Here is a 20,566-nt window from a genome sequence, read left to right as displayed (position 1 = left end):
TCAGCCCTGGCTGTCCAGGAACTTCAGCACGTCGTCGTACTGGCCGGCCTGGTTGGCATAGCGCGCGTGGTTGCGGGCGCTGGTCAGCCATTCCAGCGTCGTCGGCCGGATGCGCGCCAGCGCGTCGCGCAGGTGGCGCATCGCGATCTCGGTCTCGCGGCCGGTCTCGATCGACTCCTCGATCGCCTCGTCCGCGGCGGTGTCGACCAGGTTGCGCAGGTCGGCACCCGAGTGCCCGGACGTGCGCTTCACGAGTTCGCGCAGGTCGAGATCGCCGGCCTGCGGGCGGCCGTCCAGCAGCAGGCGCAGGATGGTTTCGCGCGCGGCGGCGTCCGGCGGCGGCACGAACAGCACGCGATCGAAACGGCCCGGGCGCCGGAACGCAGGGTCGACCGCCCACGGCACGTTGGTCGCGCCCAGCACCAGCACGTGGTGGTTGTTCTGGGCGAAGCCGTCGAGTTCGGTCAGGAACTGGCTCACCAGCTTCGCCGAGGTCGCCTCGCGCGAATGCTGGCGCTTGCCGCCGATGGCCTCGATCTCGTCGAAGAACACCACCGCCGGCGCGGTGCGTCGCGCCTGCTGGAAGATCTCGTGCAGCTTGCGCTCCGATTCGCCGATGTACATGTCCAGCACGTCGGTGATCGAGACGTTGTAGAACTTCGCGCCGCATTCGCCGGCGGTGGCGCGCGCGAGCAGCGTCTTGCCGCAGCCCGGCGGGCCGTAGAGCAGGATGCCGCCGCCGGACTGACGCTTGAAGCGCTGGAACAGCGACGGCTTGAGGAACGGGGTGATGATGCGGCGGCGGATCTCGCGCTTCACCTCGTCCAGGCCGCCGACGTCGTCGAACCCGATCCGCGCCGCGACCGGTTCGAGGTGGCGGACCATGTCGTACGCCGCGGTGTCGTCGTTGGCGATGCTGGGCACCGCCTCGCCGCCGCGGCCGCTGCGCGCGTCGGCCAGCGACACCAGCTTGCCGGTCAGTTGCGAGAAGAACGTCGCGTCCTCGATCGCCGGGTTGGCGGCGATCGCGGCGCGGTAGGCCTCCAGCGCCTCGGCGCGGCGACCCTCTCCGAACAGCAGGCGGGCGCGGGCCATCAGCGCCTCGCCGGAGTCCCCGGGTGCGAAGCGCAGCAGCGCGTCGTGCTCGCCGGCGTCGGCGAGCCGCTTCAGCGCGCGTGCGCGGCGGTCGGCATCGGCCAGCAGGTCCGGGCCGCACAGGTCCAGCGCCTGCAGCAGCCCGGCGACGTCGCCCTTGTCGAGGCAGGCGTCGAGCACCAGCGCGCGCAGCGGGGCGTTGTCCGGCGTCGCCCGCAGCGCGGCGAGCAACGCGGCGACCTGGGGATCGACGGAGGCGGGATCGTTCGGACCGGTCGTCATGCGCGGTGCGGCCTCAGCGCCAGAGCGAGAGGCGGTCCGCCTCGGGCACCAGCATGGGGTTGCCGGCCTTGCAGGCGAACGCGGTGGCGAAGCCCGGCAACTGCATCGCCGGCACGTTCGCGCGCGACTGGCCCGGCGGGTAGGGCGACGTGGCGGCCAGCGCGGCGACGGCGGCGGGTGCCGTCTGCTGCGGCCACAACCGCGCCCAGCCGCGGAAGAACGCCTGCTGGTCCGTGGCCTTGGCGTCGGGTTCGGCCTTGGCATAGGCGTTCCAGGCCAGTTCCAGTCCGCCGAGGTCGGCGACGTTGTTCGGCAGCGTGCGCACGCCGTCGATCTTCGTCGCCGGGCTGCCCGGCCAGGCGAAGCGCGAGAACAGCGGCGCCAGCGGCGCGGTGCGGGTCTGCCACGCGGTCGCGGTGTCGGCCGACCACCAGTCGCGCAGCGCTTCGGTCGAGTCGACCACGCGGCCGCGGGTGTCGACGACGTAGGTCAGCTCGTGGCCGACCATCGCGCCGAAGCTGCCGTACTGCGCGGCGAGCGGCTGCTGCATGTCCAGCACCGGCGGCTGCAGCAGCGCGGCGGTCACGAACACGCGGTTGTGGGCGAGGTCGTAGCTGATCGACGGCGACTGCGGCAGCACGTCCCAGCGGCGGTCGGCGCTGGCGCGACCGATGCGCTTCATTTCCTCGCGGTGGTGCCAGGTCGAGGCGATCAGGATGTTGCCGCCGAAGCTGCCGCGGCCCATGGGCTGCAGGCTGAAGTCGAAGATGCTGCGCGGCGCGCCGATCTCGATCTTCACGCGGTCGGCCTTGGCGCGGGCTTCCTGCTTGGTCGGCCCGTCCATCCAGGTGTTGCGGTCGATCGCCTCGCCCAGCGCCAGCTTCACGCTGCGGGCGATGGCGTCGGCGCGCTCGCGGGTGGCGTCGGGCAGGTGGCGGGCGACGTATTCGTGCGCCAGCATGTCGCCGGCCGAGAGGTTGATCGCGTCCAGCACCTGGCGCCAGCGCGGCGCCTGCTCGGTCTCGCCGCGCAGCAGGCGGCCGTTGAAGTCGAAATCGACGTCGCGCCAGCTCTTGGCGAGGTAAGGCGCCATGGTGTTGCCGACCTGGAAGCGCAGGTAGGCCTGCCATTCGTTCGGCTTGAGGCTGGTGACCAGCTTGTCGAGCTGCGCGAACAGCGCCTGGTCGGCCATCGACACCTGCTCGGCGTTCACGCCCTGCGCCTTGAGGAAGGCGTTGAGCTGCAGGTTGCGGTACTTCTTCGCGAAATCCTTGGTCGGCACCGGGCTGTAGGTCGCGCGCAGGCTGCGCAGTTGTTCCTGCGTCTTCGACAGGCGCGCGATGCGGGTCTCGAGGTCGATCACCAGTGCCGCCTCGGCCGCGACCTTGTCCTGCGGCGTGCCGGCGAGGGTGAGGATCTTCTGCACGTGGCCGTTGTAGCGGCCGAGCAGCGCGCGGGCGTCGGGATCGGTGCGCGTGTAGAAACTGGCGTCGGGCAGGCCCAGACCGCCCTGCGTGAAGTAGCCGATGTAGGTGTCGAGCTGCTTCAGGTCGATGTCGGCAGTGAAGTTGAACGCGACCGGGATGCCGACCTGGTGCAGCGCCGCGATCGCCGGAGCCACGTCCTGCGGCTTCTTGATCGCGCCGATGCGCCCCAGCAGCGGTGCGATCGGGCCGGCGCCGTCGCGTTCGACCGCGGCCTCGTCGAGGCCGCTGGCCCAGAAGTCGCCGAGCAGCTTCTGGATGCCGTTCTGCGGGGCGGTCATCGCGCCGTCCAGCAGGTCGCGCTGCTGCTGCACGCTGCGCTCGGCCAGTTCGCCGAGGGCGCTGGTCGTGCCGCTGGCCGGCAGCGGATGCGCCTTGATCCAGTCGGCGTTCGCGAAGGCGTAGAGGTCGGTGCAGGCGCCGGGCGCCGTGGCGGCCCTCGGTGCGGGCGTTGCCGGTTTGCGCTTCTTCGCGGCGTCGGCCTGCGGAATGGCGGCGACGGCGAGGGTCAGGCAGAGGGCGAGGGCGGCGGGACGCAGGCGGGACGGGGCGTTCTGGGTCGGCATGCGGGGGCAGTCCTGGGAAGTCGGGGGAGTGTAACAAGCCCCCCGCACCCGCCGGGTAGCGCGGGCATCACGTTCCGGACGCCCCTTGTTCAGCCATGTTCGCCCGTCGCCTTCGTCCGTCAGCCGCCGCGCGGACGCTGCGGCACCTTGCGCAGCTTCGTCGTGTCGTAGCCCAGCGCCTTGAGCCGGTCGACCAGCGCGGCGTAGTCCGCGTCGGCGAGGGTCGGCGTGCGCGCCATGATCCAGGCGTAGTCGCGGTCGCTGCGGGCGACGATCGTCCGGGTGTAGTCAGCGTCGACGTAGGCGATCACGTATTCCGCTTTGATGGGCCACACGAACTGCATGCCCCAGATCGCGTTGCCGGTGCCCGGGCGCACGGTGCCGACCGGGCGCATCGTCTTCAGCTTCGCGTCGAAGCCGCCGCGGCGCTGGCGGTAGGTGGTCTGGATCTTCCCGTCCGGGCGCAGCGCATAGGACTCCACGGCGTCGTAGGCGTCCTTCTCGATGAACGTCGGGATGTTGGCGATCACGTACCAGTCGCCCATGAAGCGCGGCAGGTCGACCGATCCGGCGGTCGGGATCGTCGGCGGCTTCTCGCGGCCGAAGGCGTACAGGCCGCCGCCGCCCAGCAGGACGAGCAGTGCGAGCAACTTGAACATGGTCGTTCTCCGGTGCATGGCGGCGGGTCAGTCGGGGCGGGCGAAGCGGTAGTGCGCGACCAGCCATTCGCGGCCGCCGGCGTAACCGAACAGTTCGGCGCAGGCCATCCAGAACATGCGCCAGCGCTGGAACCACAGCGGCGCGAGGTCGCCGTAGGCCTCGCGCAGGACCGGCATCACCGTGTCGCGGCGCGCGTCCTGGTTCTGCAGCCAGTGGTTGGCGGTCTTCTCGTAGTGCGTGCCGTCGACCAGCCAGCGTTCCTCGATCCGCAGGTCCTGCTGGAACCACGGCAGCGTGTCCGCGGCCGGCATCAGCCCGCCGGTGAAGAAGTGCCGGCCCATCCAGTTGTCCTCGCCCTCGACCTCGAACGGGTACATCAGCGTGCGGTGGACGAAGATGTGCACGAACAGCCGCCCGCCCGGCGCCAGCCAGCCGCCGATCCGGCCCAGCAGCGTCTGGTAGTTGCGCATGTGCTCGAACATCTCGATCGACACGCAGCGATCGAACGTGGCCGCCGGCAGTTCGAGTCGATTGACGTCGCAGGTGATCACCTCGACGTTGCGGAAGCCGCGGCGGCGACATTCGCCTTCGATGTGTTCGCGCTGCGGCCGCGAGTTCGACACCGCGGTGATGCGCGCGTTCGGATAGTGCTCGGCCATCCAGAGCGTGAGCGAGCCCCAGCCGCAGCCGAGTTCGAGGATGCGCTGGCCGTCGGCGAGCTGCGCGCGTTCGCCGTACAGCGCGAGCATCGCCTCCTCGGCCTGGTCCAGCGTCTCGTCGCCGCGCGGGTAGTACGCGCAGGAATACTTCAGCCGCGTGCCGAGGCAGGCGCGGAAGAACGCCGGCGGCAACTCGTAGTGCTGCGCGTTGGCGGCGTCGGTATGGATCGCGACCGGACTGTGGCGCAGCTGTTCGATGCGCTGGCGGAAGCGTTCGGCCTGCGCCTCGGGGCCGCCGGCGCTTTCGGCGCGCAGGCGATCCTCGCACTGGCGGCGGATGCCGTAACGCAGCAGCGCATCGGGCAGCAGCCCGCGTTCGGCGAGACCGATGAGTCCGGGGCCGGGACGATCGGCGGCGAGGACCTGCGGCGGGATGGCAGTGGCGTTCATCGGTCGGTTCCTCGTGACGCGGCGGATTCGGGGGAAGGAGATTCGGAAGCGGAAGGCGACGAGGCCTTCGGAAACCACGGGAACAGCATCGGCGTGGTGCGCTGGTAGTCGCGGTAGTCGTCGCCGCGGGTGCGCAGCGCCTGTCGTTCGGTGAACGGAATGCCGCTGATCCAGCGCAGGAACACGAACATCACCACCGGGCCGGCGCAGGCCAGCGCGAAGCGCGGCGAGCCCACTGCCAGCGCCAGGTAGGCGAACCACTGCGTCCACTCGAAGAAATAGTTCGGATGCCGCGAATAGCGCCACAGGCCGCTGCGCATGGTGCGGCCGCGGTTCGCGGGATCGGCGCGATGCCGCGCGAGCTGTGCGTCGGCGATGGCCTCGCCGCCGGCGCCGAACAACCAGATCGCGACCGCGGCGGCGGCCCAGCCGATCGACGCCTGCGGGTTCGCGGCGACCGCGACGAACGGCAGCGCGAACAGCACGATCAGCAGCGCCTGGAACTGGAAGAACAGCCAGAAATACAGCTGCCGGCCATGCCAGTGCTCGCGCAGCGCGCGGTAGCGGCCGTCCTCGGGCTCGCTGCGCACGCGATGCCACAGGTGCAGGCCGAGCCGCGCGCCCCACAGCCCGCCGAGCACGCCGCCGACCACGCGCGGCAACAGCGCGCCGTCGCCCAATGCACACAGCAGCACCGCGCTGCCGCCGACGCCGAACGACCACAGCACGTCGACGATGCCGGCGTTGCGGCGGCGCTTCTGCCACACCCAGCCGGCGCTCATCATCAGCGCGGCGAGCATCCACACGAGGCCGAGATTCGACAGCGCGCTCATGCGGCACCTCCCGCCAGCGGCGCACGCGACGCCGGTGCGGCATCGACAGGCCGCGAGGCCAACATCGCGAGCAGGCCCAGCGCGAGGCACCAGCCGCCGGCGAGTATCGCCAGCGTCGTGCCGGACGGCTCCGGGAACGTCACCGAGCCGGTGGTGCGCGCGGCACCGAGGTAGGCCAGCGGCCCGCCGACCGCGCCCAGCAGCGCGGCCAGCACCGGCCGTGCCGTCACCACGCGCAGCGAGTGGCGCAGCGTCAGCGCGAACGCCGCCCACAGCGTCAGCATCCACAGCGGCGCGCCGCCGGGCGGCAGCGCGGGGCTGGACGCGGCGAAGACGATGGCGCCCGACCCCGACAGCACGCCGTCGATCACCAGCCCGCAGGCAACCGCCGCGGCGATCAGCGCGAGATCCCGCCGACGCACGTCGCGGTCGCGGACCATGACGCCGAGGTGCAGCGTCGCGAACGCGAATGCGGCGAGCGGACCCGGCCACCACAGGCCGCGGCCGGCACCGAGGACCGTCGCGAACCACACCAGCTGGTAGGCGACGGCGTTGAGGACGATCGCGCCACGGGTCATGCCGGCCGCTCCGCACGCGGCCATTCCGGGGCCGCGACCGTCGCAGCATGCGCCGGTTTCGCCAACAGCAGGTGCGAGACACCGATCGAACGCTCGCGGAAGCCGCCTTCGCAATAGGCGAGGTAGAACTCCCACATGCGCGCGAAGCGCGCGTCGTAGCCTTGCGCGCGTACCTGCGGCAGCGCGGCGAGGAACCGCTGTCGCCACGCTTCCAGCGTGCGCGCGTACGAGAGCCCGAAATCCTCCAGATGCACCAGCGCGAGGTCGCTGGCGCGGGTCTTGGCCGCCAGCATTGCCGCGATCGACGGAATGAAGCTGCCCGGGAACACATGGCGCTTGATGAAGTCGACCGAGCGCAGCGCCTGCGCGTAGCGATGATCCTCGATGGTGATCGCCTGCACCAGGCCGATGCCGTCGGGCTTCAGTAGCGTGCCGAGCTTCGCGAAGTAGGTGTCGAGGTATTCGGCGCCGATCGCCTCGATCATCTCGATCGAGACCAGCTTGTCGTAGGTGCCGGCGAGGTCGCGGTAGTCCTGCAGCAGCAGCGTGACGCGGTCCTGCAGCCCTGCTTCGGCAACGCGCTGCGCGGCGAGCGCGTGCTGCTCCTTCGAGATCGTGGTGGTGGTGACGTGGCAGCCGTAGTGTGTGGCGGCATGTACCGCGAAGCCGCCCCAGCCGGTGCCGATCTCGATCACGCGGTCGCCGGGTTTCAGGTCCAGCTTGCGGCAGATGCGGTCGAGCTTGCGGGTGGACGCGGCCTCCAGCGTGTCCCCGTCGCCGGCCCAGATGCCCGAGGAATACATCAGGTCCGGCGACAGGAACAGGCCGAAGAAATCGTTGCCGAGGTCGTAGTGCGCGGCGATGTTGCGACGGCTGCCGTCGCGGGTGTTGCGGCGCAGCGCGTGCCAGGCGCGCATCGCGAAGCCGCCGAGCCGCGCCGTGCCGGTTTCCATGCCGTCGAGCAGGTCGCGATTGCGCACCAGCAGGCGCACGAGGCCGACGAGATCGTCGCAGCGCCACAGGCCGTCCATGTAGGCCTCGCCGGCACCGACGCTGCCGTTGGCGGCGACGGCGCGGTAGAAGCCGGGATCGAGCACGTCCAGGCGCACCACGAGGTCGTCGTCGCGGTCCGCGGTGCCGATCGGCGTGGTGCCGTACGCATCGCGCAGCAGCACGCGGCCGTGGCGCAGGCCGGCGAGCTGCGCGACCAGACGTTCGCGCAGGAAACGGTCGAAGCGGCCGTAGGGCGCGGCGCCGGCGACGACGGCGGGGTCGGCGATCTCGTTCATCGGGAACCTCGGGGCGATGGGGACAGGGCGTGGCGCGGGTGGTCGTGCACTGGCGTGCGCTTGAGCCACAGCCGCAGCGCCTGCCAGTGGATGGCGCCGACGACCTGCGCGGTCATCAGCGGATAGCGCCACAGCACGCGGCGCAGCGATGCGGTGTCCAATGCGCGTCGTTCGAGATGCAGCGTGGCGTCGAACTCGCGCGTGCCGTCGCGCAGGACGTCCATGTGCACGTGCAGATCGTCGCCGGGCACGGTGAAGCGCCAGGCGTAGTCGCGGTCCATCGCCATGAACGGCGACACGTGGAAGCGCTTGGCGAAGGTCCAGCCCAGTGCGCGGCCGCGGTGTTGCGCGGCGTCGACGGGTAGCACGTAGGCGTGGCGCTCCTTCCACGGCGTGTTGGTGATCTCGGCGACGATGCAGTCCAGTGTGCCGTCGGCGGCGTGGCAGTAATAGAAGCTCACCGGGTTGAACACGTAGCCGAAGTAGCGCAGGTGCGTGAGCAGCCGCACCGGGCCTTCAGGGCGGTGACCCAGCACCCTCGCCGCGCGCTCGCGCACGGCCTCGGCCAGCGGCGTCACCGGATCGCCGAGATAGTCGCTGCGGCGGAATTCGGCGAGGTTGCGGCGGTCCTTCGACCACAGCGCGTGGCCGTCGAACACGCGCTCGACCTCGTCGAGATCGAGGTACAGCTGCGCCATGCGGTAGCCGAACGCGTGTGGCCGCGGCGCATGCCGGCGATGACGCACGGTGCCTTCGTACACGGCGCTGGCGAAGGCTTTGCTCATGCCGTTTCCGTCTCGCGCACTGGCGACGTCGCGGTCGATGCCGCCGGCCAGCGCACGCCGAGGCCCGTGGCCACGTCGACCGCGCTGCGCATGCCGTCCTCGTGGAAGCCCCAGCCCCAGTAGGCGCCGGCGAACCACGTGCGGCGGCGACCCTGGATCTCGGCCTTCCGCGCCTGCGCGGCGACCGAGGCGTGGGTGTAGACCGGGTGGTGGTAGCGCATGCGCCGCAGCACGCGGTCGGGATCGATCGCGTCGGTGCGGTTGAGCGTGACCACCAGCGGTTCCGGCGCGTCGAGGCCCTGCAGCAGGTTCATGCAGTAGCTTACCGTGCAGACGTCGGCGGGATCGCGCGGCACGAATGCGTTCCACGCCGCCCACGCCTTGCGTCGGCGCGGCAGCAATGCGGCATCGGTGTGCAGCACGGTGTCGTTGGCCTGGTAGGGGATGGCGCCGAGGATCGCGGTCTCGGCATCGCTGGCGTCGTTGAGCAGACGCAGCGCCTGGTCGCTGTGGCAGGCGAGCACCACATGGTCGAAGCGTTCGGCGCCCTCGGCGGTGAACACGGTGACGCCGTCGGCGTCGCGCAGCAGCATGCGCACGGCCGCGGACAGGCGCACCTGCACGCGCCAGCGCGCGGCGAGTGCGTGCACGTAGGCGCTCGATCCGCCGTCGACCACGCGCCATTCAGGCCGGTCGTCGATCTGCAGCATGTGGTGGTTCGCCATGAACCGCACGAGGTACTTCGCCGGGAAGGCGAGGATGCGGTTCGACGGCGACGACCACAGTGCCGACGCCATCGGCACCAGATGGTCGTCGCGGAACAGCGCGCCGTAGCCGCCGGCATCGAGGTAATCGCCCAGCGTCGGGCCTTCGCCGGGCAGGTCGAGCAAGGCCGGCGCTTCGCGATAGAAGCGGGTGAGGTCGCGCAGCATGCCCCAGAACCGCGGCGACACCAGATTCCGTCGCTGGCAGAACAGCGCGTCGAAATTCGTCGCGTTGTATTCGAGGCCGCTGGCTTCGTTGCGCACCGAGAAGCTCATCGTCGTCGGCCGCGTGGCCACGCCGAGTTCGCCGAACAGCGCGGTCAGCAGCGGATAGTGCGCGGGGTTGTGGACGATGAAGCCGGTGTCGACCGCGTAGCGGCGACCGCGAAGTTCAATGTCGTGGGTGTGGGTGTGGCCGCCGAGGCGGTCGTCAGCCTCGAACAGCACGACCTCGTGTTCTCGCGACAGCAGCCACGCCGAGGCGAGGCCGGCGATGCCCGATCCGATGACGGCGATGCGCATCAGGCGGCCCTCGCCCGTGTCGACGCCGCGCGTTCGAGCACCCAGGCGGGCACGGGGCGCAGGTCATGCACCACCCGCACCCATGCCAGTGCGCGCAGGCCGTAGTACGTGAGGTCGATCTCCCACCAGCGGAACCCCTGCCGCGCGCTGCCCGGGAAGAAGTGATGGTTGTTGTGCCAGCCCTCGCCGAAGGTCAGCAGCGCCAGCCAGCCGTTGTTGCGGCTGTCATCGCGGGTGTCGAAGCGGCGGCGGCCGAAGCGGTGCGCCAGCGAGTTGATGGTGACGGTGGCGTGGAACAGCACCACCGTCGACACGAAGAAGCCCCACACCAGCAGTTGCGGGCCGCTGGTGCCGAGCGACGGTGCGACGTGTTCCAGCAGTGCGCCGAGCGCGTACAGCGCGATCGCCAGCGCCACCGGCACGAGGGTGTCGAAGCGGTCCAGCCAGCGCAGCTCGGGGAAGCGGGCGAGATCGCGCACGCGGTCCCAGTCGGTGCGGAAGCCGCTGCGGGTGAGGAACCAGCCGGCGTGGCTGCGCCAGAAGCCGTGCACCTTCGGCGAATGCATGTCGAGTGCGGTGTCGGAATGACGATGGTGGTTGCGATGGTGCGCGGCCCACCACAGCGGCCCGCGCTGCACGCTGGCGGCGCCGATCAGCGCGAACGCGAACTGCGCCGCGCGCGAGGTGCGGAACGTCTTGTGCGAGAAGTAGCGGTGGTAGAACCCGGTGATCGCGAACATCCGCACCGCGTACAGCAGCGCGGCCACGCCCAGCGCCGTCGCCGAGACGCCGACCGCGAACACGCCGAGGCAGGCCAGGTGCAGCGCGGCGAAGGGCAGGGCGCGGGCCCAGTCGATGCGGTCGTCGTCATCGCCGGCGTGCGCGTCGGCGGGCGTGTCGGCAACCCCGGTGTCGAACCAGCGCCGCAGCGCGATCCGCAGCGAACGGGCAGGGGCCGCAGGCGCCGACGGCGCGGCGGGGGCTTCGGAACGTGGGGCGACGGCATCCGGCATGGACGACTCCTCGAAAGTCGTTGCCTGATACGGGCCCCGTCGCGATCCGGATGCACGCGTCGCCGAAAGTTTTTCCGCGGGCCGCCGGTGCCTGAATCCCGGGCATGCCGCGGACACGACGAGGCCGCCCGAAGGCGGCCCCGGTCGTACCGCGGGATGGCGGCGTCAGAGCGTCGCGATCTCGCCCTTGGCGATGATCGGGCCGGTGGCCACGCCGTGCGGCGCGCCGCCGTGCGGTTCCAGCGTGATCGCGAGCACCGCGCCCTGGGTCAGGCCGGCGCGCAGGGTGTCGGGCACCTTGACCGTGTGCGAGCGGTTGATCGACACGATGCCCAGCGACTTCGGCGTGCCGCCCGGGGCGATCAGCCACAACTCGGGTTCGCGGCCGCGCGCGTCGGCGGGTGCGGGCACCGGCACCATCAGCACCGTGCCGGCGCGGGCGTCGACCGACGCCAGCCAGCCGGGGCTGCCGTCGTCGTGGGCGAGGGTGGTGACCGGCTTGGGCGCGCTCGGGTCTTCGACCGGCGGACGCTCGACGGGCGGCGTGACCGCGACCGGGCCGGGGCCGCGCGGGCCGAACAGGTCCATCGGGCCCGCGACGATCGCGAGCAGGGCCGCGGCGGCGGCAAGCCCGGCGGCGGCGCGCCAGAAGCCGACGTTCTGCCACAGTCCGCTCGGCGCGGCGGGGCGGGCGCTGTCGTCGCCGACGGCCGCCCAGCCCAGGCGGGTGCGCACCCGCGGCCACAGGTGCGCGGGCACCTCGACCGGCGCCAGATCGTCCAGCAGCGGCGCGAGCCGGCGCTCCCATTCGGCGACCAGCCGCGCGAAGCCGGGATCGCGTTCGATGCGTGCTTCCACCTCGCGGCGCTGTTCGGCGTCGAGCACGCCGATCACGTACTCGCCGGCGAGCAGGTCGGCCGACGGCGGCTCGCGGCCCTCGAAATCCTGGTCGTGCAGGTCGCGGATGTTCATGCGTCCAGGCACTCCCGCAGTTGCAGCAGGCCGCGGCGGATCCAGCTCTTCACCGAGCCCAGCGGCGAGGCGATGCGTTCCGCCAGTTCCTCGTAGGTGGCGCCTTCGAAGAACGCGGTGCGGATCAGCGTCCGGCGGCGCGGTTCGAGCTGGCCGAGGCAGGCGTCGAGCCGGGCGCGGTCGTCCGCGGCGGTGGCCGACTGCAGTGGCGTGGCGCCGGCGTCGGCGATGTCGTCGGCGAACTCGATCGGGGCCAGCGCGCCGCGCGCCGGCTGCGCGCGCAGTCGGTCGATCGCGCGATTGCGCGCGACCGTCGCCAGCCAGGCGGGTGCGCTGGCGCGGGCGGGGTCGAACTGCGCGGCCTTGTGCCAGATCGAGACGAAGACTTCCTGCAGCACGTCCTCGGCCTCGGCGCGGTCGGACAGCAGGCGCAGGCAGATCGCGAACAGCCGCGGCGACGCCGCGCGGTACAGGGCCTCGAAGGCATGGCGCTCGCCGGCGGCGACCGCCAGCAGCAGGGCGTCGAGTCGTGGACCGTCGTCCGGGGTGGCGCGCAGTTCGGGCATTCCGGGTTCCCGGGGCGAAGGAGGAGGGCGGTGCGCCATGTTCGGCGGCGGCGCGTGCCGGATCAAGCGGCCGTGCATCCTGCGACCCGGCGGTCGCATCGGGCACGGCATCGGCCGGGGCTGAGGGGAAAGGCGCATGCCGACGATACGCAGGGCGGCCCGGACCGGATGCAGCCGGACACGCGACGGGCCCGGATCGCTCCGGGCCCGTGCGGGTCTTGCGGGACGCCGGGGGCGGCGTCCCGATCAAACCATCAGCAGGTCAGACCATTGCGAGATCATGGCCTCACCAGATCAGGCCATCACCAGATCTGGATGCGCTTGTCGCCGTCGCGGACCATCGCATCGCCGGCCTTGCACTGGAAGGCGTTGGCGAAGGCGGGCATGTTCGACGGGGCACCGATCGCGCGGAAGTTCGCCGGCGCGTGCGGATCGGTGACCAGGCGCACTTCCAGTTCCTTCGGCGTGAAGTTGCGGCGCCACACGGTGCCGAAGTTCAGGAAGAAGCGCTGGTCGCGGGTCAGGCCGTCGATCATCGGGTCGGCCTTGCCGGCGGTGGCATGGTGCATCGCGTCGAAGGCGACGTTGATGCCGCCGAGGTCGGCGATGTTCTCGCCCAGCGTCAGCTTGCCGTTGACGTGCTTGCCCGGCGCCGCCTCGTAGCCGTCGAACTGCGCGATCAGCTTGTCGGTGAGCGCCGAGAAGCCCTTGGCGTCGGCATCGGTCCACCAGTTCTCGAAGTTGCCGGTGGGCCCGAAGCGGCTGCCCTGGTCGTCGTAGCCGTGGATCATTTCGTGGCCGATCACCGCGCCGATGCCGCCGTAGTTGATCGGATCGTCGGCCTTGGGGTCGAAGAACGGCGGCTGCAGGATCGCCGCCGGGAACACGATCTCGTTCTGCTGCGGGTTGTAGTAGGCGTTGACCGTCTGCGGGCTCATGCCCCACTCGGTCTTGTCCACCGGCTGGCCGATCTTCGACAGCTCGAAGCGGTAGTTGAAGGCATTGCCGGCCAGGATGTTGTCGAGGTAGCTGGTGCGCGAGGTCTTCAGGCCCGACCAGTCGCGCCACTTGTCCGGATAGCCGATCTTCGGCGTGAACGACGCCCACTTCTCCAGCGCCTTCTTCTTGGTCTCCGGGCTCATCCACGACAGCTGCTCCAGACGGACCTTGAGCGCGTCGCGCAGGTTCTGCACGAGCTGCTCCATCCGCACCTTGGATTCGGCCGGGAAGGCGACCTTCACGTAGAGCTGGCCCAGCGCTTCGCCGGCCTCGCCTTCGATGGTGCCCAGCACGCGCTTCCAGCGCGGCTTCATCTCCTTCTGCCCGCGCATGGCGCGGCTGTAGAAGTCGAAGTTCTCCTGCACGAACGGCGCGCTGAGGAACGGCGAGGCGCCGTCGACGGTGTGGAAGCGCAGGTAGCTCTTCCAGGTGGCGACGGGCGTGTCGCCCAGCATCTTGCCGACTTCCTGGTGGAAGGCGGGAATCGCCAGCGAGAACATCTTCGGCACCGCGACGCCCTGCGACTCGAAGAACTTCGTCCACGGGAAGTTCGGCGTCAGCTTGTCGGCCTCGGCCGGGGTCACCGGGTTGTACGACAGCTCGGCGTCGCGCGAGAGCTCTTCGCTGGACTTCGACACGTTGGCCAGGCGGGTTTCGAACGCGACCACGTCCTTCGCCTGCTTCGCGGCGTCGGCGGCGGGGATGCCCGAGAGTTCCAGCACCTTGGCGACGTGCTTCTCGTAGGCCTCGAGCTTGTCCTTCTTGTCCGCGTCGAAGTAGTAGGCCTTGTCGGGCAGGCCCAGGCCGCCCTGGAAGGCGTAGGCGATGTTGACCGAAGAGTCCTTGAAGTCCGGGCTGGGGCCGAAGCCGAAGAGGATGTTCTCGCCCTTGGCTGCGCTGGTGCGCAGGTACTCGGCGACCGAGGCGCTGTCGGTCAGCGAGTCGATGGCCGCCAGGTGGTTCTTCAGCGGGGTGATGCCTTGGGCGTTGATCTTCGCCTCGTCCATGCCCGTGGCCCAGAAGTCGCCGATCATCTTCTCGACGCCGCCGGCGTTGCGATCGGCCGCGGCGCGTTCGACCAACTGGTGCTGCACGGCCAGCGAGCGCTCGGCCAGCATCTCGAAGGCACCCCACGAGGTGCGGTCGCCGGGGATCGGGTTCGAGGACAGCCACTTGCCGTTGACGTAGCCGCCGAAGTCGTTGCAGACGTTCTTCGCTGCGTCGACGTCGGCCGCCTTGAACTGGTTGTACGGCGGCAGCTTGGACGTATCGAGCGCCGGCGCCGCGGCCTGGGCGGCCTTGGCCGCCTGCGCGGTGTCCGCGCCGAACAGGGCGATGCCGGAGACGGCGACCGCGACCGCGGCCGAAAGCAGGAGCAGGCGGGGTGGGGTGGAAGCGGATTGACGAGCGTTCACGGAGTCTCCGGCCCGGGCGGGCATGCGAGGGGTCGCCCCGGTCGGGGCGTGGTGCCGCGACTCTAGCGCCGGCATCGCCTCCGGTCCGGTGTCGAAGGTCATGGCAACTGTCCCGTCCTTGATGGGATCTGCGTTGAAGAGGACAGGCGCCACCGCGTCCGACCGTCGCCGCGTTCCATCCCGCCGCCGCCATCCTGTCCAGAGGAAAGTCCCGTGAAAACATCGCATCTGTTCGCCGCCTGCCTCGCGCTCGCCTTCCCCGCGCTCATCGTCGGCCAGGACGCCTTCGCCGCAGGAAACAATGCCCGCACCGAGCGTGGCGAACTGGTGCGCCGGATCGTGCTCAAGTGGGGCGGGCACGTGCAGGAGGCCTACCGCGCCGACGTCGGCAAGTGGGCGAGCAGCATGGTCCCCGTCTTCGGCAAGGTCTCGATCGACGCGCTGCGCCGTGCCGCGGACGCACGCACCTTCGACCAGATGAACAATGAACTGCTGGCTCAGGCCGGCACGCCGGGTGCTGTCCCGGCCGGCGTGTCCAAGATGCTGCCGACCGCCGCCGCCAAGGTGTTCGGCGACGCCGACAAGGACCTGATCTTCGTGCCGATCACGCCTTGCCGGATCATCGACACCCGCGTGGCCGGCGGCGCCATTGCGGCCAATACCGTCCGCAGTTTCGACGTGACCGCGGCGGCGACCTACGCCGCCCAGGGGGGCGATGCCAGCGATTGCAACGGCGCGGGCAGTGCCGGCTCGTTCGCGGCGGCGGCGATCAATTTCACTGTGGTCACCCCGAGCGCCGCCGGCTACATCACCGCCTTCCCGTTCGGCGCCACCCAACCGCTGGCGGCCACCGTCAACTACACCGCCGGCGACATCCGCGGCAACTTCGCGGTGGTGAAGCTGGACCAGGGCGCGGCCGCTTCGGAACTGAGCGTCTATACCTTCGCCCAGACCCATCTGGTCGCCGACATCGTGGGCTACTACCGCAATCCGGGGGCGCTGGTGTTCGAGTGCGTCAACTCCGGCGATCAGATCGACAGCGTCGCCGCCGGCTCGACCAAGAACACCGTCGCCCCGGCTTGCCCGGCGAGCTACACCCAGACCTCGACCAACTGCGAGTCCTCGACCTGGCAGATGCCATTCGTCTACTTCTCCGACGGCACCTGCTCGGCGCAGAACAACTCGACGGGGACCGCCCAGCTGCGCGCCTCGCGCACCTGCTGCCGGGCGCGCATCAACTGACCCGGCCCGGCTTCTCGGTCGACCGGAACGCGGGCCCGCCTTGGCGGGCCCGTGTCGTGTGTGGGCCAGACGCTGCCCCGGAGAGGCGGGCTGTGACGGAGGGCATTGGAATGTATGACGCCCGTCATCCAGATCGGGCACCATAGGCGGCCCCATGCCGCCCGGGGGGACGGGCGGCCATCCCTCCCTGTGGAGACGCTCACCGTGAAGTTCCGTCCTATCGTCGCGGCCGCCCTGGCCTGCGTCCTGTCTGTCCTGTTCTCCGGCGCCGCCGATGCCGCCGGCAAGCCCCGCACCCCGCGAGGCGAGCTCGTTCGCCAGATCGTGCTGAAGTGGGGTGTCCACGTCCAACGCGTCTATGGCGCCGACGTCCACGAGTGGGCCTCCGACATGGGCCCGATCTTCGCCAAGGCCTCGCTCGGCAGCCTCGGCGTGGCGGCCAAGGCCCCGACCTTCGAAGCCATGAACAACGCCTTCCTCGTCGACAGCCGTGGCCGCACGGCCTCGGGCAACCTCATCGCCGCAGTCAACAAGGGCACGCTGCGCCGCCCGACCAAGGCGCTGGGCGAAATCGCCAACGACCTGGTGTTCGTGCCGGTCACGCCCTGCCGCATCATCGACACCCGCCTCGCCGGCGGCGTGATCCCGGCCAACGGCACCCGCAGCTTCGACGTATCCGAGACCACCAACTACGCCACCCAGGGCGGTGACACCACCGACTGCGGCGTCGGCACGGCCGGCCCGTTCGCGGCGGCGGTCATCAACTTCACCGTGGTCACGCCGACCGCGGCCGGCTACGTCACCGCGTACCCGTTCGGCACCACCAAGCCGCTGGCGGCGACGGTGAACTACACCGCCGGCGACATCCGCGGCAACCTCGCGGTGGTCAAGCTCAACCAGGACGACGCCAGCCAGGACCTCAGCGTCTTTTCGTACGCGGACACGCACCTGGTCGCCGATCTCGTCGGCTACTACATCCACCCGCAGGCGACGGCGCTGGACTGCATGGAAGTCAGCTCGCTTCCCTCGATCATCAACGCCGGCTCCGTCGGCACCGTACTCTCGCCGACCTGCCCGTCCGGCTACGTGATGACCGGTGGCGGTTGCAGCATGAGCGACTTCGGCGGCCGCGTGATCACTACCCGCATGCTGTCCGACTCGGAGCAACAGTTCTGCGCCTTCGCCAACCAGGGCACCGCCGCCAACGAAGGCGTCGCCTACGGCCGTTGCTGCCGGACGCCGGGTCGCCCGTAACGCTTTCGCGTTTCACCCGGCATGCCCCCGAAAGGCCCGCGCAAGCGGGCCTTTCTTTTTGCCTGGATCGTGTCTCCGTCTCGGCGCGGCCGGGCGGTTCGATTCACTTGATTCATTGCGGTCGATTTCACGATCGAATCGACGAATCACGTCCCGACATGATGCCGAAAAGGAATTTCCGTGAGAGGAAAAGCGCGACTAGTCTCGATGGACGCCCGCGGGACTCCTGGTCCCGGTCCGAGCGCGGGGCTGCACACGGAAGTGTCGTCTGCCGGATCGGCATCCCGCCCTTCCGGTCGGCCGCGTCGGTGGCATCCGCCGATGCGACGTCCGCGCACGATGCAGGGACGCATCCCGTGGACCTCACTCGATCTGGACAGGAGGTCTGTATGCAAGGGGAACGTTCGAAGTCCGTCCGCCGGTTCGTCGTCGCGCTGTCGCTGGCCTGCGCATTCGCCGCGCCCGCGTGGGCGCAGGATCCGGCGCGGGTGGACCGTCAGGGGGCGCCGCGTTCGGAGCGCGCGCAGCGGGTGTACCGGATCGTCGCGAAATGGGGCGGCCACGTGCAGGAGGCCTACCGCGTCGATCCGCGCCGATGGGCCGACTCGATGGGGCCAGTGTTCGCGCGTGCATCGCTGCCGGCGCTGCGTGCCGCGGCGGAAGCGAAAGGGTTCGCGGCGATGAACGACGCGTTGCTGGCGACGTCTTCGCCGGCGGGTGTCGCGCCGACGCGATCGATGCCGGGCGGCAAGGCCCTCGGCGATCCGGGACAGGATCTGGTCTACGTGCCGGTCACGCCGTGCCGGATTCTCGATACCCGTATCGTCGGCGGGCCCATCCCCGCAGGAAGTTTCCGCGATTTCGATATCACCGATGTGATCCGCTTCGCGCCGCAGGGCGGCGACACCAGCAACTGCAACGTCGGCGACAAGGGCTCGTTCGCGGCCGCGGCGCTGAACATCACGGTGGTCAGCCCGAATGCGGCTGGCTACGTCACCGCCTTTCCGTATCTGGCCAGTCAGCCGACGGCGGCGACGCTGAATTATGTCGCTGGCGACATCCGCAATGGTTTGGCGATCGTGCGTCTGGATCAGAGCGCGGCGACTTACGAGTTCAGCGTTTACAGCTTTGCGCAGACGCATCTGGTGGCGGATATCGTGGGGTATTTCCGGGAGCCGGAGGCGACGGCGTTGGAGTGTATTTCGCTCGCCTCCGATCCTGTTAGATTCGGTGGATATTTCGCTACGACGGTAGACAGCCCCACGTGCCCGGTTGGATATTCCGCTGTTGGAGGGGCTTGCGACGGCGCGACCATAAATTTGGCGGTCGCGCACTCGCAGTTGGGACAGAATTACTACAGATGCAAGTTTGCTGGAACGCAAAGTGCATACATAGGCGATGGGACTGCGGCTGTTCGTTGTTGCAGAATTCCCGGTCGCTAACGAGTCGATCTGGTAAGCGAGTAACTGCGAGCCCCCGGAATGGAGTGATGCATTTATCCCCCAGATTTCCGTGGGCGGCCTTCACACCCATCCGGGCAGCGCAGCCGACCGCGACCGCGACTGCGCTACGGTTGCATCGGCGGGCCCGCACGAGCGGGCCTTCCCCTTGTTCCAGCGCCCGTCTTGCGCGATGGTGTGCGCATCCGATCGAGAGCCTCGAACCATGCGTGTCACCTTCCAAGGCGCTGCCGGTGAAGTCACCGGTTCGTTGCATCTGGTCGAAGCAGCCGGCAAGCGCCTGCTGCTCGACTGCGGGATGATCCAGGGCAGCCCCGAGGCCGAGGCCCGCAACGCCGGTCCGTTCCCGTTCGAGCCCTCGGAACTCGATGCGCTGATCGTCAGCCACGCGCACATCGACCACATCGGGCGCCTGCCGCTGTTGGTGCAGCGTGGTTTCCGCGGGCCGATCTTCGCCCAGCAGGCCACGGCCGACCTGATGCCGATCATGCTGCTGGACGCCGCCGGCATCGCCGAGAGCGAGGCGGCGCGCGCCAACCGCGATCGCCGTCGTGGCCAGCCCGAGGCCGTGCCGCTGTACACCCGCGACGACGTCCGCGACGCGCTGCGCCAGCTCCGGCCGCTGCCGTACGACGCCCGCAGCGAACTCTTTCCCGGCGTCGAGATGACCTTCCGCGACGCCGGCCACATCCTCGGGTCGAGCAGCGTCGAGCTGTGGGCCGACGACCGCAAGCTGGTGTTCTCGGGCGACCTCGGCCCCAGGGGCACGCCGATCCTGCGCGACCCGGCGGTGATCGACCGCGCCGACCTGGTGCTGATGGAGTCGACCTACGGCGACCGCCTGCATCGCGATCGCGCCGAGACCATCCAGGAACTGGGCGAGATCCTCGACGACGCCTGGCGCCAGGGCGGGGCGGTGCTGATCCCGGCCTTCGCCGTCGGCCGCAGCCAGGAGCTGCTGTACTGGTTCGCCCGCCACTGGGACGACTGGAAGCTGTCGCGCTGGCAGATCTTCCTCGACAGCCCGATGGCGTCGAAGGTGGTCGACGTCTACGACCGCCACCAAGACCTGTTCGATGCCGATGCGCAGGCGATCTGGCGCTCGCGCCCGAACCCGTTCCGGCTGCCGAACCTGCGCATCACCGAGACCGTCGACGAATCGATGGCGATCAACCGGATCGAGCGCGGCCTGATCGTGATCGCCGGTTCGGGCATGGCCAACGCCGGCCGCATCCTGCACCACATGAAGCACCGCCTGCACCGCAAGCAGACCCACATCGTGTTCGTCGGCTACCAGGCCGAAGGCACGCTGGGCCGGCGCATCGTCGACGGCGCGCCGTGGGTGCGCATCCACGGCCATGACGTGCGCGTGAGCGCCAAGCGCCACACCGTCGGCGGGCTGTCGGCGCACACCGACCAGCACGGGCTGATCGAGTGGTACGGCCAGTTCGCCGGCCATCCGCCGCTGGCGCTGGTGCACGGCGAGGACAAGGCCCGCGAGGCGCTGGCCGGCGAGATCGGCGAGAAGTTCGGCATCACCGCCACGCTGGCGCGGCCGGGGCTGGAACTCGACGTCTGATCCCGCCCCGGGGCATGCCCGCCGAGGCAGGCCGTTCAGAAAACCGCAGTCCGGACAGGCAGTTGCTGGCGGAACCTGCGGTTTTCGCGTAGCATCGGC

17 protein-coding genes are annotated in these 20,566 nt (G+C 70.1%); 4 read left to right on the top strand and 13 right to left on the bottom strand.

Going from position 1 to position 20,566, the window contains the following annotated elements; all coding sequences use genetic code 11:
• From ACT53R_RS09870 to ACT53R_RS09810, 13 genes are all read right to left on the bottom strand, one after another.
• Window positions 1-1,377 carry an ATP-binding protein gene (locus tag ACT53R_RS09870; protein ID WP_476171697.1) on the bottom strand — a complete coding sequence of 459 codons (1,377 nt, stop codon included), beginning with the start codon at window positions 1,375-1,377 and terminating at the stop codon, window positions 1-3.
• 13 nt (window positions 1,378-1,390) lie between these two features.
• Window positions 1,391-3,427 carry a M13-type metalloendopeptidase gene (locus ACT53R_RS09865; protein ID WP_476171696.1) on the bottom strand — a complete coding sequence of 679 codons (2,037 nt, stop codon included), beginning with the start codon at window positions 3,425-3,427 and terminating at the stop codon, window positions 1,391-1,393.
• A gap of 119 nt (window positions 3,428-3,546) precedes the next feature.
• Entirely contained in the window at window positions 3,547-4,086 is a 540-nt protein-coding gene (locus ACT53R_RS09860) for a lipocalin family protein (protein WP_476171695.1), read from the bottom strand.
• Between the two features lie 27 nt (window positions 4,087-4,113).
• On the bottom strand, window positions 4,114-5,196 hold the full coding sequence (locus tag ACT53R_RS09855) for an SAM-dependent methyltransferase (RefSeq protein WP_476171694.1): 1,083 nt from the start codon (window positions 5,194-5,196) through the stop codon (window positions 4,114-4,116).
• Window positions 5,193-6,029, bottom strand: a complete 837-nt coding sequence (locus tag ACT53R_RS09850; protein ID WP_476171693.1) for a DUF1295 domain-containing protein — start codon at window positions 6,027-6,029, stop codon at window positions 5,193-5,195. Before ACT53R_RS09850 ends, ACT53R_RS09855 begins: the two co-directional genes overlap by 4 nt.
• Complete coding sequence (locus tag ACT53R_RS09845; RefSeq protein WP_476171692.1) at window positions 6,026-6,607, bottom strand: DUF2878 domain-containing protein; 582 nt, start codon at window positions 6,605-6,607, stop codon at window positions 6,026-6,028. Before ACT53R_RS09845 ends, ACT53R_RS09850 begins: the two co-directional genes overlap by 4 nt.
• Entirely contained in the window at window positions 6,604-7,896 is a 1,293-nt protein-coding gene (locus ACT53R_RS09840) for a class I SAM-dependent methyltransferase (RefSeq protein ID WP_476171691.1), read from the bottom strand. The genes ACT53R_RS09845 and ACT53R_RS09840 overlap by 4 nt, the downstream gene beginning before the upstream one ends.
• Window positions 7,893-8,681, bottom strand: coding sequence for a DUF1365 domain-containing protein (locus ACT53R_RS09835; protein WP_476171690.1), 789 nt, complete (start codon window positions 8,679-8,681; stop codon window positions 7,893-7,895). The genes ACT53R_RS09840 and ACT53R_RS09835 overlap by 4 nt, the downstream gene beginning before the upstream one ends.
• Window positions 8,678-9,967 (bottom strand): NAD(P)/FAD-dependent oxidoreductase, encoded by a 1,290-nt coding sequence (locus ACT53R_RS09830; RefSeq protein WP_476171689.1) that lies wholly within the window; start codon window positions 9,965-9,967, stop codon window positions 8,678-8,680. Before ACT53R_RS09830 ends, ACT53R_RS09835 begins: the two co-directional genes overlap by 4 nt.
• Entirely contained in the window at window positions 9,967-10,980 is a 1,014-nt protein-coding gene (locus ACT53R_RS09825) for an acyl-CoA desaturase (RefSeq protein ID WP_476171688.1), read from the bottom strand. The genes ACT53R_RS09830 and ACT53R_RS09825 overlap by 1 nt, the downstream gene beginning before the upstream one ends.
• Before the next feature lie 165 nt (window positions 10,981-11,145).
• The gene (locus ACT53R_RS09820) at window positions 11,146-11,952 is read right to left on the bottom strand and encodes an anti-sigma factor (RefSeq protein WP_476171687.1); all 807 of its coding nucleotides are present in this window, start codon (window positions 11,950-11,952) and stop codon (window positions 11,146-11,148) included.
• Window positions 11,949-12,509 (bottom strand): sigma-70 family RNA polymerase sigma factor, encoded by a 561-nt coding sequence (locus ACT53R_RS09815; RefSeq protein ID WP_476171766.1) that lies wholly within the window; start codon window positions 12,507-12,509, stop codon window positions 11,949-11,951. The genes ACT53R_RS09820 and ACT53R_RS09815 overlap by 4 nt, the downstream gene beginning before the upstream one ends.
• 311 nt (window positions 12,510-12,820) lie before the next feature.
• Window positions 12,821-14,932, bottom strand: a complete 2,112-nt coding sequence (locus tag ACT53R_RS09810; protein ID WP_476171686.1) for a M13 family metallopeptidase — start codon at window positions 14,930-14,932, stop codon at window positions 12,821-12,823.
• A 213-nt stretch (window positions 14,933-15,145) separates the two neighbouring features.
• Here ACT53R_RS09810 and ACT53R_RS09805 point away from each other — a divergent pair, with 213 nt between their 5' ends.
• The 4 genes from ACT53R_RS09805 (at window position 15,146) to ACT53R_RS09790 (ending at window position 20,467) form a co-directional block, all read left to right on the top strand.
• Window positions 15,146-16,174 (top strand): hypothetical protein, encoded by a 1,029-nt coding sequence (locus ACT53R_RS09805; protein ID WP_476171685.1) that lies wholly within the window; start codon window positions 15,146-15,148, stop codon window positions 16,172-16,174.
• A gap of 204 nt (window positions 16,175-16,378) precedes the next feature.
• Window positions 16,379-17,428, top strand: coding sequence for a hypothetical protein (locus ACT53R_RS09800; RefSeq protein ID WP_476171684.1), 1,050 nt, complete (start codon window positions 16,379-16,381; stop codon window positions 17,426-17,428).
• A gap of 389 nt (window positions 17,429-17,817) precedes the next feature.
• A complete protein-coding gene (locus ACT53R_RS09795) occupies window positions 17,818-18,870 on the top strand; it encodes a hypothetical protein (RefSeq protein WP_476171683.1) in 1,053 nt (350 codons plus the stop codon).
• A gap of 223 nt (window positions 18,871-19,093) precedes the next feature.
• Window positions 19,094-20,467, top strand: coding sequence for an MBL fold metallo-hydrolase (locus tag ACT53R_RS09790; protein WP_476171682.1), 1,374 nt, complete (start codon window positions 19,094-19,096; stop codon window positions 20,465-20,467).
• Window positions 20,468-20,566: the final 99 nt, after the last annotated feature.

The sequence above is a fragment of the Lysobacter sp. DMC104 genome (assembly GCF_056313665.1).
The sequence above is the reverse complement of the archived record's forward strand: the minus strand, read 5'-3'. Positions and strand labels throughout refer to the sequence as shown.